Here is an 11,670-nt window from a genome sequence, read left to right as displayed (position 1 = left end):
ACCCCCCGGCTTGTGGCATAAGAGGCCCCCCCCCCGGGGGGGGAAGCGCACTTTCTGCCATCTCGCGGGGAGGAAAAGAGGGCTAGAAGCCCAGCTCCTCCTTGGAGGTGAACGGTCCGACAATCGTGATGGTCCGCGGAGCTGCGGCCAGCTCGGCGGCCAGCGCCTGCACTTCCTGCGCAGTCACCGCACCGATGCGGGCCAGCGACTCATCGATGTCGATGAATTCGCCGCTGACCAGTTCGGCCCGGCCAAGGCGGGACATGCGGGAGCTGGAATCCTCCAGCGCCATGACCATGCCGCCGGCAATCTGGCCGCGGGCCTTCTTCAGCTCGGCTTCGTCGACGCCGTCAGTTGCCAGGCGCTCCAGCTCGCTGCCCATCAGGTCGATGACCTGGCGGGTTTTGGCCGGCGAGCAGCCGGCATACATGCCGAAGTATCCGGCGTCGGCGTAGGACGCCGAGAAGGAGTACGTGGAGTAGACCAGGCCGCGCTTTTCGCGGATCTCCTGGAACAGGCGCGAGGACATGCCGCCGCCCAGGATGGTGTTCAGCACGCTCATGGCGAAGCGGCGGTCGTCGGTGGCCGTCAGTGACGGGCAGCCCATGACCACGTTTGCCTGCTCCACCGGGCGGTTGATGACCTGGACTCCGGCGGTGCCGGTGATGACTGCGGGCTCGGTGTTCCTGCGGGGCGCCGGAGTGGCGTCGTCGGAAAGGTCCCAGCCGGCCTTCTTCAGGGCGTCGAGCACCAGGGCGCAGACGTCGTCGTGCTCCAGGCCGCCGGCAGCGGTGACCACCAGCTCGGTGGGGCGGTAGTAGCGCCGGTAGTGTTCCAGCACGGCTTCGCGGGGAACGCTCATGATGGCTTCGGGAGTGCCGCCGATCGGACGTCCCAGGGCGTGGTCGCCCAGGACGGCTTCGGCGAACTTCTCGTGGCACAGGTCAGCGGGATCATCGGCATCCATGGCGATTTCTTCCAGGATGACGTCTCGCTCCTGCTCCAGTTCCTCCGGGTCCAGGACCGCGGAGGTGATCATGTCGGTGATGACGTCGATGGCCATCGGCAGATCGGTGTCCAGCACCCGTGCGTAGTAGCAGGTGCTTTCCTTGGCCGTGGCCGCGTTGGACTCGCCGCCGACCTCGTCAAAGGCCAGCGCAATGTCCAGCGCTGAGCGGCGCGTGGTGCCCTTGAACAGCAGGTGCTCAAGGAAGTGGGTGGAGCCGTGCCGGCCCGCGGCTTCATCCCGCGAGCCGACACCAACCCAGAAGCCGATGGTGGCGCTCCGCTGGCCGGGCATGGCTTCCGTCAGCACGCGGACTCCGCCCGGAAGGACGGAACGGCGCACGACGGCGCCTCCCGGAGTTCCCATCACAAGTGAAGGGTCACCGGGAAGAGTGGTCAGCGGAAGGCGGACAACCGTCCCGGATGCCGGCGCGTGGCCGGCATCGGGACGGGTTCCATCAGCAATGTGTGACATTTATTCTGCGGACTCGGTTTCTGCTGCTTCTTCGCCTTTGGCGCCTTCAGCAACAACCGGTGACAGGGACAGCTTGCCGCGGTCGTCGATCTTGGTGATTTCCACCTGGATCTTCTGGCCGACGGAGACTACCTCGTCAACGTTGTCGACGCGCTTGCCACCGGCGAGCTTGCGCAGCTCGGAGATGTGCAGCAGGCCGTCCTTGCCCGGGGTCAGGGAGACGAAGGCACCGAACGTGGTGGTCTTCACTACCGTACCGAGGTAACGCTCGCCGATCTCGGGGATCTGCGGGTTGGCGATCGCGTTGATCGCCGCGCGGGCAGCCTCGGCGGATCCGCCGTCGGTTGCACCGATCAGGACCGTGCCGTCATCTTCAATGGAGATGTCAGCGCCGGTGTCTTCCTGAATCTGGTTGATCATCTTGCCCTTCGGGCCAATGACCTCGCCGATCTTATCTACGGGGATCTTCACCGAGATGATGCGCGGCGCGAACTCGGAGAGCTCGTCCGGGGTATCAATCGCAGCGTCCATGACACCGAGGATGTGCAGGCGGGCTTCGCGGGCCTGCTTCAGGGCTGCTGCCAGCACCGAAGCGGGGATGCCGTCGAGCTTCGTGTCCAGCTGGATGGCCGTGACGAACTCGGAGGTACCGGCAACCTTGAAGTCCATGTCGCCGAAGGCATCTTCGGCGCCAAGGATGTCGGTCAGGGCGGCGTAGCGGGTTTCGCCGTCAACCTGGTCGGAGACCAGGCCCATGGCGATGCCGGCAACCGGAGCGCGCAGCGGAACACCGGCGTTGAGCATGGACAGCGTCGAGGCGCAGACCGAACCCATCGAGGTGGAGCCGTTGGAGCTCAGGGCCTCGGAGACCTGGCGGATGGCGTACGGGAATTCTTCGCGCGTCGGCAGCACCGGCATGAGCGCACGCTCGGCCAGGGCGCCGTGGCCGATTTCGCGGCGCTTGGGCGAACCCACGCGGCCGGTTTCACCGGTGGAGTACGGCGGGAAGTTGTAGTTGTGCATGTAGCGCTTGCGCGTTACCGGCGACAGCGAGTCAATCTGCTGTTCCATCTTCAGCATGTTCAGCGTGGTGACGCCCAGGATCTGGGTTTCGCCGCGCTCGAAGATGGCCGAACCGTGCACGCGGGGCAGAACCTCCACCTCGGCGGTCAGCTGGCGGATGTCCGTCAGGCCGCGGCCGTCGATGCGGACCTGGTCCTTCAGGATGCGCTGGCGCACAACCTGCTTGGTGACGGAGCGGAAGGCTGCGGAGAGTTCCTTCTCGCGGCCTTCGAACTTCTCGGCGAGCGAAGCGGTGACTTCGTCCTTGAGTTCGTCGGCGGCAATGTCGCGCTCCTGCTTGTCAGCGATCGAGAAGACCTTGGCCAGCTTGTCAGCGGCTGCGGCTTCCACGGCTTCGTAGACGTCGTCCTGGTAGTCCAGGAAGATCGGGAACTCGACGGTCGGCTTGGCGGCGCGGGCTGCCAGGTCGGCCTGTGCCTCGCACAGGGCCTTGATGAACGGCTTCGAGGCTTCGAGGCCTTCAGCAACAACCTCTTCGGTCGGGGCGGTGGCGCCCTCGTCCTTGATCAGGTTCCAGGCGGCGTCGGTGGCTTCTGCTTCCACCATCATGATGGCGACGTCGTCACCGGCAATGCGGCCGGCAACCACCATGGAGAAGACTGCGCGCTCCAGCTCGGAGTGCTTCGGGAAGGCAACCCACTGGTCGTCGATCAGGGCAACGCGGACGCCGCCGATCGGACCGGAGAACGGCAGGCCGCTCAGCTGGGTGGACATGGAGGAAGCGTTGATCGCGACGACGTCGTACAGCACGTCGGGGTTGATCGCCAGGACGGTGACCACGATCTGGACCTCGTTGCGCAGGCCCTTGACGAAGGCGGGGCGCAGCGGGCGGTCCATCAGGCGGCAGGCCAGGATGGCTTCGGTGGACGGGCGGCCTTCGCGGCGGAAGAACGAGCCCGGGATGCGGCCGGCGGCGTACATGCGCTCTTCGACGTCGACGGTCAGCGGGAAGAAGTCAAAGCCTTCGCGCGGGGACTTGCCGGCGGACGTTGCCGACAGCAGGACGGTGTCATCGTCGATGTAGACAGTGGCTGCGCCTGCAGCCTGCTGGGCCAAGCGGCCGGTTTCGAAGCGGATGACGCGCTGGCCGTACTTGCCGTTGTCAATGACGGCTTCTGCGAACTGAATTTCGGGACCCTCCATAGAGAGTCACCTCCGTTTCTTCGTTGGCGGAGGCATCCAGCATCGTTCCAATAAACGCGAGCACCGCTGTGAAGCGGTTCGGTTCAACACCCGGTCTTCGATCGAGGTCCACGGGCACAAACTCCCGGGGACCACTACCGAGGACCGCGAATGCTGCGATGCTGGCTGACTCCTGTTGATGTTTCTTCGGTGCTGCGGTGCTGCTGTTTACTGCTGTGCCGCGGATGTACCGCAAAGGCGGGTGCGCTTCCGGTCCAAGCCGGTGTCCATGCCCGCCTGAAAAAGGGCGGCTCCCCGCGAGAACGCAGGGGCCACCCTCTTCAAAGACTACTTGCGCAGGCCGAGGCGCTCGATGAGCTCGCGGTAGCGGGTGATGTCAGTCTCTTTGAGGTACGAAAGCATACGACGACGGCGACCAACCAGGGCCATCAGGCCGCGGCGGGTGTGGTGGTCATGCTTGTGCGTCTTCAGGTGTTCGGTCAGGTCGAGGATGCGGCGTGACAGCACAGCAACCTGAACCTCGGGCGAACCGGTGTCGCCTTCGGCCCGAGCGAACGCCGTGATGATTTCCTGCTTGACTACGGGGTCAAGTGCCAATGTAACTCTCCTACAGTTGTGCCGTGAGGCCCGAGTCAGCAGTTCGCTGCCGGGAATCTTGGCGCCGGCGGGACGAATCCGAACCGGCACAAAGAAATTCAGCCGCCACGGACCGCAGCCGAATTTGATTTCAGTTTACCTGTCCGCGCCGCTATCTGTCGAAAGGACGTCGCGGGTGCGCGCCACGTCAAGGCCCATCTGCGTAATCAGGGCTTCGGGCCCGGTATAGGCCACCATGCCGCGGAGCCGTTCCACGAACTCCACCACCACCTGCTGGCCGTAGAGGTCGAAGTCGGTGATCTTCTCGTTCGGGCGGTCGATCACGTGGGCCTCCACCTGCCGGCTGACGCCGTCGAACGTGGGATTGGACCCCACGGAGATGGCTGCCGGCCAGCGGGTGCCGGCTTCATCGACCAGCCATCCGGCATAGATTCCGTCAGCGGGGACCAGGCCGCTGGCGTCGGGGGCCAGGTTGGCGGTGGGAAAGCCCAGCTCGCGGCCGCGGGCGGCGCCGTGGACAACCTCGCCGCGCATGCGGTGGGTGCGCCCGAGCAGGCGCGCCGCGGTGCGCACGTCTCCGCTGCGCAGGGCCTCCCGGATCCAGGTCGAGGAGCAGCGGCGCCCCTCGGGAGCGGCGGGGTCGTCGGGCAGGGCGCCGAAGTCCTCGACGGCCTGCACCTCAAAGCCCAGCTGCCGGCCCAGTTCCCGCATGGTCTGGAGATCCCCGGCGTTGCCGCGGCCGAAGCGCACGTCGTGGCCGATGACGACGGCGCAGACCCGCAGTCCCTCCACGAAGACCCGGCGCACGAATTCCTCGGGGGTCAGCGCGGCGAGCTGCAGGTCGTAGTGCATCATGAGCAGCCCGTCCAAGCCGGTGGCCGCCAGGGCTTCGCGGCGGTCCAGCTGTCCCATGATGAGCTCGGGAGCCGCCTCGGGGCGGTGCACTTGGGCCGGATGCGGATCGAAGGAAATGGCCACCGCTGCCGCGTCCTTCTCGCGTGCCACCTTCACGAGGCGGTCCAGCACATGCTGGTGCCCCAGGTGGACGCCGTCGAAGTTGCCGATCGTGACTACTGTCGGACCGATGCCGGCAGGAACCTCCGCCAGGCCATTCCAGTAGTACACACAGGCTCCTTATAACAGGTGGTTCGGGTCGCGGCGGTGCCGCTGGTGGGCCGGAACAGCGCATGGCTGCTACCGGACCTAACTATTATGGCCGAAAATGCTGCCGGGAAAGACTCAGCCCTGCGTGCCGCCTGCAGCGGCACCGTCAGCGCGGCCGGCGGTGCCCTCACTGTATTCACGCTTCAGCTCGCTGGTCTTGGCAATGAACCGGTGCCAGACCAGCAGGGCCGGCGGGAAGGCCAGCTCCAGGATCATCAGGATGATCATGGTGTAGTGGGGCGTTCCGCTGAAGGCCCAGGACAGCACGCGTCCGATACCGCCGAGGAAGACCATCAGGCAGACCAGCCACAGCATGTTGGCCCACTGGAACTTCACCGCGATGGCGATGAACGCCGCCCCCACGCCGACCATCATGGCCGAGAAGAACCGGAACTGGGATTCCAGCGACGCGTTGATTTCGCCTCCGCCGGTATCCGCCACACCGGCCGTTCCGGTGGCGAGGTAGTAAACACCCACGCCGGCCACCAGGATGCCCACGCCAATGACGACGGCGCGGAAGACGCCCCAGTCATCGCTGCTCTTGTAGGGCTTGGCCTTGGGCTTGGACTGCTTGCCGCTTCGGCCCGTGGCGCCCGCCTGCTTGGCTGCGGGCGGAATATTCAGCTTCTCCGTCGGCCGGACGCTCTGTCCGGCCGCGGGGACGTTCGGTTTCCTCGCCGCGGCAGGCTGCTCCCCGGGTGCCAAGGAGGACTGCGTGGGCGGCTGGGCGGGCTGCGCCGGGCCATTCCCGCCCTGGTGCTCGCTGGGTGTTGAAGCCGGGTTGCTCATTAGTTCCCCCTGAAGGAATGGAAAACCTGCTTGGTGTGATGCATTCTCCTGCCATCGTCTCACGCAGCGCAGCGTCGGAGCGCACGCTGCCGCCGGCGGGTTTGGCGCCCGCCGCGGGGCTCCCCCGGAGTGGAAGCCTAGGAGCGTGCGGCATCCCCACGGTGGCGGTAGAGCCACCACAGTCCCAGCGCCGGCAGGAGCAGCGGAACATAGCCGTAGCCGGACCCGAAGCCGGACCAGACCGTGTCATCGGGCAGGAGGCCGGGGTTGACCAGGCCGAGGATGCCCACGGCCAGCACGCCCAGCATCTCGATGCTCACTGCAGCGACCGACACCAGATAGGCCCGCGGCCCGGACCTTGCCAGCCCGACCGTGGCGACAATGTAGACCACTGCCGCAAAAGCGGACAGCAGATAGGCCACCGGCGCGTGGTCGAACTTGGTGGCAATCTGGAAGCCCGCGCGTGCGGTGGCGGCCAGGGCGAAAACAGCATAAACGGCCACCAGCAGCCGGCCGGGTCCGGCGTTGCGGGCCGCCGGCTGGGCGGCCGCTGATCCGGCGGGATTGCCGTGCTCGGGGGTGTTCATGTTCACGCGGGGGTTACTCCGTCCCAGATCTGTTCCATTCGGAACAGCATGACAAATACAGTGATGCCCACGGCACCAAGAACCAGGTTGCTCCAGCGGCTGCGGTCCATCAGCGACCACCAGATGGCACCGACGGGAATGATCAGGGCCGTGAAGAGGTAGCCCCAGAACTCCCAGAGTTCACCCGCCACGCCTTCCCCGCCCACCTGGCGGATGACACCTGCCACGCCGTAGACCAGCAGGAACAGCTCCACGGCGGCAACGGACAGGATGGTGAGGTCGTTGGGGCCGTGCTTCAGGATGGCCGCCCCGAAGCACAGCACCACGGAGACGGCGCAGACCAGGGTGCCAACGATGAACAGCGGATCGACAACCACTTAGGCGGCCTCGTTCCCCGGTGCGAAGACCAGCAGGGCCTTGGCGTAGGCGGCCGGGAAGTCCGCCCCGGCCGGGCCGCGGTTTTCCAGCAGCGCGACCAGCGTTCCGCCGGGGGCAAAGGCAGCCACGGGCGCACCGGCGGCTGCTTCCCCGATGTCCGACGGCGGCACCCGGCGGCCGTGCGAAAGATCCGTCGCTTCCGCAGCACTGAGCTCACGGACCGGGAACAGGGCCCGGGCGGCGTCGTCGAGGTCCAAGACCCGCAGGTCCGCGGCCAACTGTTCCAGGGTCGCTGCCTGCTGCACGCTGTACGGGCCCACGCAGGTGCGCCGGAGCGCAGTCAGGTGCCCGCCCACACCCAGGGCGGCACCGAGGTCCCGGGCCAGGGCGCGAATGTAGGTGCCCGAGGAACACTCAACGGTCACATCGATGTCGCGCAGCTTGCCGCCGCTCTCCCGGCGGATGCCGTGAACCTCAAAGCGGGAGACCGTCACGGGGCGGGACGGAAGGATGACCTCTCCCCCGGCACGCACGCGGGCGTAGGAGCGCTCGCCGTTGACCTTGATGGCACTGACGCTGCTGGGCACCTGCTGGATGTCCCCGGTCAGGTCCGCGACGGCGGCCATGATCTCTTCGTCGGTTACCGCGGCGGCGATGGTCTCGGCGGTGATTTCGCCTTCGGCGTCGTCAGTGACGGTGGACTGGCCCAGCCTGATGGTGGCCTCGTACGTCTTGGAAGTACCCACAATGTAGGTCAGGAGCCGGGTGGCCTTGTTGATGCCGACCACCAGCACTCCGGTGGCCATCGGGTCCAGTGTTCCCGCATGCCCCACTTTTCGGGTTCCCGCTAGTTTCCGCAGGCGGCCAACCACATCGTGGCTGGTCCATCCCTGCGGCTTGTCCACAATAATCAGCCCTGAACGGACCTGCCCGGAATTCACGCCTTTCAGTATATGCGGCCCTGGCCTGCGGTTCCTGACACCCGGCCAGCCGGCGGGCTTGTCTGCGGACCTGCCGGCGGGTTGGCCGGCGGACCTGCCGTCGGGTTCTCCCCGGGTTCTCCCCGGGTCGCGCCGGTCATCGCGGGTCGCAGCGGGTCGCAGCGGGTCGCCCCGGGTGCCGCGGCGGCGATAGCATGCGGGGTATGCCTGAGCTCTCGCCCCATGTCCGGAATGCCGCTGCCAACCAGATCCGCGAAATCACCCAGGCAGCGTGGGCCCAGCCCGGCTCGATCGTGCTCAGCATCGGCGAGCCGGGATTCCCCACCCCGCCCCACATCCTCGAGGCAGCGCAGGCCACGCTGGGCCGGGATGAGACCGGTTACACGCCCAATGCCGGTATCGCCCCGCTGCGTGCCGCGTTTGCCGACCGCATCAGCCGGCAGACCGGCGTCGAGGTGGCTCCGGGCCGGGCGTTTGTCACCGCCGGCGCGCAGCAGGGCCTGCACCTGGCCATGAGCATGCTTCTGGATGCCGGCGACGAAATCCTGATTCCGAATCCCGGCTACCCCACGTTTGCCATGACTGCCCGGCTGCTTCACGCCGAGCCGGTGGAGTATCCGCTCTATCCCGAACACGACTTCCAGCCGCGCATCGCGGACATCGAGGCCCTGATCACCGACCGGACCCGGGTCCTGCTCCTGAACTCGCCTTCCAATCCCCTGGGCGCCGTGTTTGGCCCGGACCTGGTCCGCGACCTGGTGGAGCTGGCCCGCCGCCGGGACCTGTGGATCGTTTCGGACGAATGCTATGAGGCCTTCACCTACGATGTCCCCCATGTGAGCCCGCTGGCCCACGACGGCGCCGACGGCGGGGACCGGGTGATCGTTTCGGTCACCCTGTCGAAGACGTACGGCCTGACCGGACTGCGGATCGGCGCCCTGATCACCCCCGCCGGCCTGGAAACCCAGATGAGCACGGTGATGGAATCGATCGTCTCCTGCGTGGCGTCGCCGTCGCAGTATGCCGCCCTGGCCGCCCTGACCGGACCTCAGGACTATGTCAGCGCTGCTGCCGCCCACTATCGCGTCAACCGGGATGCGGCGGCGGCCGTGCTGGATCAAAAGAACATTCCGTACCTGAAGGCACAGGGGGCGTTCTACCTCTGGGCTGACCTGTCCCACGCCACTGAGGGCCACGTCAGGGCGTGGACGCAGAAGTTCCTCGCGGAGCAGGGTGTCGCCGTGGCGCCGGGCACCGCGTTCGGTTCCATCGGCGAAGGCTGGGTTCGGATCGCCCTGTGCGGGGACACCGCAGACCTGGTCACGGGGCTGGAACGTTTTCCGGAGCGCGCGTCCGGTGCAGCAGCCTGCCGGTGACCTACCCGCGGCCGGCCTCGGCCACCACGCCCCCGTTTGGGCGGGATACTCAGTACTCGGATGCACCCCGCTGGGACCGCCCAGCGGCGCATCAGCCTGACGTTTACCCGTGGAAACCCCGGCCGTAGGCTGTGAGGGCTTCCCCCGGGGGCGTGGCTGGGAACCGCGGAGGCGTGGAGGCAAGTCTCGCATTGCACCCCATCAATGCTGAGGAGTCACCGTGAAAAGAACATCCCCCGCCCTCGCCGCCCTGGCCGCTGTCGCGGCCCTGGGCCTGGCCGCCTCGCCTGCTTCCGCCGGCGGCCGGCACCCCGCCCCACCCGACGCACCCCCGACCGCAGGAAAGGTCACCACCGTCGCCGAAGGACTGGTGGGACCCCTGAGTCTGGCTGTGGGCCGCGGACCAACGATCGACGTGGCGCAGTCCTTCGCCGGAGTGCTTACCCGGATCGGGCGGGACGGCAGCACCGAAACGCTTGACGCCGGGCCGCTGGGATACGGCTACGGCGGTGTGTCACGCTCCCGCGGCACCACGTACTACACCGCCAGCATCGGAGCTATGACCCATGACCCGACGCAGAATTTCACCCAGCTGAAGTCCGTCGACCGGTACGGAAGCGTGGAAACGGTGGCCGACATCGCCACCTACGAGTACACGGAAAACCCGGACGGCATCAACACCTATGGGTTCCAGGGCCTCGATCCTGCCTGCGCGGCACAGCTGCCGCCCACCGGCCTCTTCTCCAACAGCTACACCGGTTTGAAGGACTCAAACCCCTACGCGACCCTCCCCTCCGGGCGCGGAAGCGTCCTGGTCTCCGATGCCGGGATGAACGCCGTTATTGAAGTGGATCTGGCGGACGGGAGCATTTCCACGCTGGCGGTCCTGCCGCCCATCCCGGTGACGGTGACAGCCGAGGAGGCCCTCCGGGTAGGTCTCCCGGCCTGCACCGTGGGCAACACGTACAACGTGGAACCGGTTCCGACAGGCCTCGAAGCCGGACCCGGCGGGGATCTGCTGGTCGCGTCGCTGCCGGGCGGCGTGCCGGGAGCGGGGCTGGCCCAGGGCTCGGTGTTCAGGGTGGATCCCGACGACGGCAGCTCGGAACTGGTGGCCACCGGTTTCAGCGGCACCACCGGGATGGCGGTGAATGACAACGGAGACATTTTCGTGGCCGAGCTGTTCGGCAACCGGATCTCCGTGATTCCGGCCGGAACCAACACACCCGAGCTGTTCCTCGAAGTTAACCAGCCCGGCGATCTGGCGCTGCGGGGATCCGCCCTCTACGCGACTGTGGACGTTCTGGCCGGGGCACCTGCGGAGGAAGGGGCAGCGCCCCCGGCTGCCGCTCCGCCGGCTGAGCCGGCCCCCACCTCAGGCAGCGTTGTCCGGATCGAGCTCAACGACAACTGCCGCGACGACCACCGCGGCCACGGCGGCCACAAGGGCCGCGGCCATCACCACGGCGGAACGTTCGACAACGGATCCCGGGACTGACCCGGAATTAACAGCCAAGAGGGACGGCTCCTTTTCGGAACCGTCCCTCTTGGCAACTACTGGTTGGACTGCTGGCTGAGACCTACTTGGCGTCGGAGCCGGAAGCGGCTTCGTCGTCGTCCTCATCGTCGAAGTCCTCGTCCTTGCGGTACGGGTCGGCGTCGCCGGCGTACGTGGCGCCTTCCTTGAGGGCTTCAAGCTCAGCGTCGCGCTTCTTGGCGGCGCGGATGAGTTCCTCGAGGTGGCTGGCGTTCACGGGAATTTCGTCGGGAACGAATTCCAGCGTGGGCGTCAGGCGCACGGTGATGTTCTTGCCGACCTCGGCGCGCAGGACTCCGCGTGCGGACTCCAGGGCGGCCTTGGTGTCGGCCTGCTGGGCTTCGTCGCCGAAGACCGTGTAGTACACCGTGGCGTGCTGCAGGTCGTTGGTGACGCGTGCGTCGGTGAGGGTCACAAACCCCAGCCGGGGATCCTTGATCCGCCGTTCCAGCGCCTGGGCAACTACAACCTTGATTCGGTCAGCGAGCTTCGCAGCGCGTGCTGGATCTGCCATTACCTCTCCTTAACTAAATTTTGGGGATCGTACAACGACGGCGGCGCAGGCCGGCACATCGTGTTACGTCAGGGTCCGGGG

General features: G+C 66.9%; 11 protein-coding genes. 2 read left to right on the top strand and 9 right to left on the bottom strand.

Annotation, left to right across the window (positions count from 1 at the left end; genetic code table 11):
* Window positions 1-82 precede the first annotated feature (82 nt).
* The 8 genes from QNN99_RS15110 to truB form a co-directional block, all read right to left on the bottom strand.
* Window positions 83-1,372: a M16 family metallopeptidase gene (locus QNN99_RS15110; protein ID WP_229967593.1), complete on the bottom strand. Its 1,290-nt coding sequence runs from the start codon at window positions 1,370-1,372 to the stop codon at window positions 83-85.
* Between the two features lie 108 nt (window positions 1,373-1,480).
* The gene (locus tag QNN99_RS15105; RefSeq protein WP_229967547.1) at window positions 1,481-3,706 is read right to left on the bottom strand and encodes a polyribonucleotide nucleotidyltransferase; all 2,226 of its coding nucleotides are present in this window, start codon (window positions 3,704-3,706) and stop codon (window positions 1,481-1,483) included.
* A 327-nt stretch (window positions 3,707-4,033) separates the two neighbouring features.
* The gene (gene rpsO, locus QNN99_RS15100) at window positions 4,034-4,303 is read right to left on the bottom strand and encodes a 30S ribosomal protein S15 (RefSeq protein ID WP_229967546.1); all 270 of its coding nucleotides are present in this window, start codon (window positions 4,301-4,303) and stop codon (window positions 4,034-4,036) included.
* 135 nt (window positions 4,304-4,438) lie between these two features.
* A complete protein-coding gene (locus tag QNN99_RS15095) occupies window positions 4,439-5,428 on the bottom strand; it encodes a bifunctional riboflavin kinase/FAD synthetase (protein ID WP_229967543.1) in 990 nt (329 codons plus the stop codon).
* Window positions 5,429-5,542: 114 nt separating this feature from the next.
* Window positions 5,543-6,256: a DUF4345 family protein gene (locus QNN99_RS15090; RefSeq protein ID WP_229967541.1), complete on the bottom strand. Its 714-nt coding sequence runs from the start codon at window positions 6,254-6,256 to the stop codon at window positions 5,543-5,545.
* A 137-nt stretch (window positions 6,257-6,393) separates the two neighbouring features.
* Window positions 6,394-6,843 (bottom strand): hypothetical protein, encoded by a 450-nt coding sequence (locus QNN99_RS15085; RefSeq protein WP_229967591.1) that lies wholly within the window; start codon window positions 6,841-6,843, stop codon window positions 6,394-6,396.
* A gap of 2 nt (window positions 6,844-6,845) precedes the next feature.
* The gene (locus QNN99_RS15080; protein ID WP_229967539.1) at window positions 6,846-7,220 is read right to left on the bottom strand and encodes a hypothetical protein; all 375 of its coding nucleotides are present in this window, start codon (window positions 7,218-7,220) and stop codon (window positions 6,846-6,848) included.
* Entirely contained in the window at window positions 7,221-8,171 is a 951-nt protein-coding gene (gene truB, locus QNN99_RS15075) for a tRNA pseudouridine(55) synthase TruB (protein ID WP_442860540.1), read from the bottom strand.
* 194 nt (window positions 8,172-8,365) lie between these two features.
* Here truB and QNN99_RS15070 point away from each other — a divergent pair, with 194 nt between their 5' ends.
* A complete protein-coding gene (locus QNN99_RS15070; RefSeq protein ID WP_229967535.1) occupies window positions 8,366-9,538 on the top strand; it encodes a pyridoxal phosphate-dependent aminotransferase in 1,173 nt (390 codons plus the stop codon).
* 220 nt (window positions 9,539-9,758) lie between these two features.
* On the top strand, window positions 9,759-11,036 hold the full coding sequence (locus QNN99_RS15065) for a ScyD/ScyE family protein (protein ID WP_229967533.1): 1,278 nt from the start codon (window positions 9,759-9,761) through the stop codon (window positions 11,034-11,036).
* Window positions 11,037-11,118: 82 nt separating this feature from the next.
* Here QNN99_RS15065 and rbfA read toward each other — a convergent pair whose 3' ends face one another.
* A complete protein-coding gene (gene rbfA, locus QNN99_RS15060; protein ID WP_229967531.1) occupies window positions 11,119-11,589 on the bottom strand; it encodes a 30S ribosome-binding factor RbfA in 471 nt (156 codons plus the stop codon).
* Between the last annotated feature and the right edge of the window lie 81 nt (window positions 11,590-11,670).

Origin of the sequence: Arthrobacter sp. zg.Y820 (assembly GCF_030125555.1) — a bacterium.
In the GTDB taxonomy this organism is placed as follows: Bacteria; Actinomycetota; Actinomycetes; order Actinomycetales; family Micrococcaceae; genus Arthrobacter_B.
This window is presented reverse-complemented; position numbering and strand designations above follow the sequence as displayed.

Excerpts from the sequence above, each read along its gene's own strand:
- QNN99_RS15085 (WP_229967591.1), bottom strand. The coding sequence starts at position 6,843 with ATGAACACCCCCGAGCACGGCAATCCCGCCGGATCAGCGGCCGCCCAG.
- rbfA (WP_229967531.1), bottom strand. The coding sequence starts at position 11,589 with ATGGCAGATCCAGCACGCGCTGCGAAGCTCGCTGACCGAATCAAGGTT.
- QNN99_RS15070 (WP_229967535.1), top strand. The coding sequence starts at position 8,366 with ATGCCTGAGCTCTCGCCCCATGTCCGGAATGCCGCTGCCAACCAGATC.
- QNN99_RS15105 (WP_229967547.1), bottom strand. The coding sequence starts at position 3,706 with ATGGAGGGTCCCGAAATTCAGTTCGCAGAAGCCGTCATTGACAACGGC.
- QNN99_RS15090 (WP_229967541.1), bottom strand. The coding sequence starts at position 6,256 with ATGAGCAACCCGGCTTCAACACCCAGCGAGCACCAGGGCGGGAATGGC.
- QNN99_RS15110 (WP_229967593.1), bottom strand. The coding sequence starts at position 1,372 with ATGGGAACTCCGGGAGGCGCCGTCGTGCGCCGTTCCGTCCTTCCGGGC.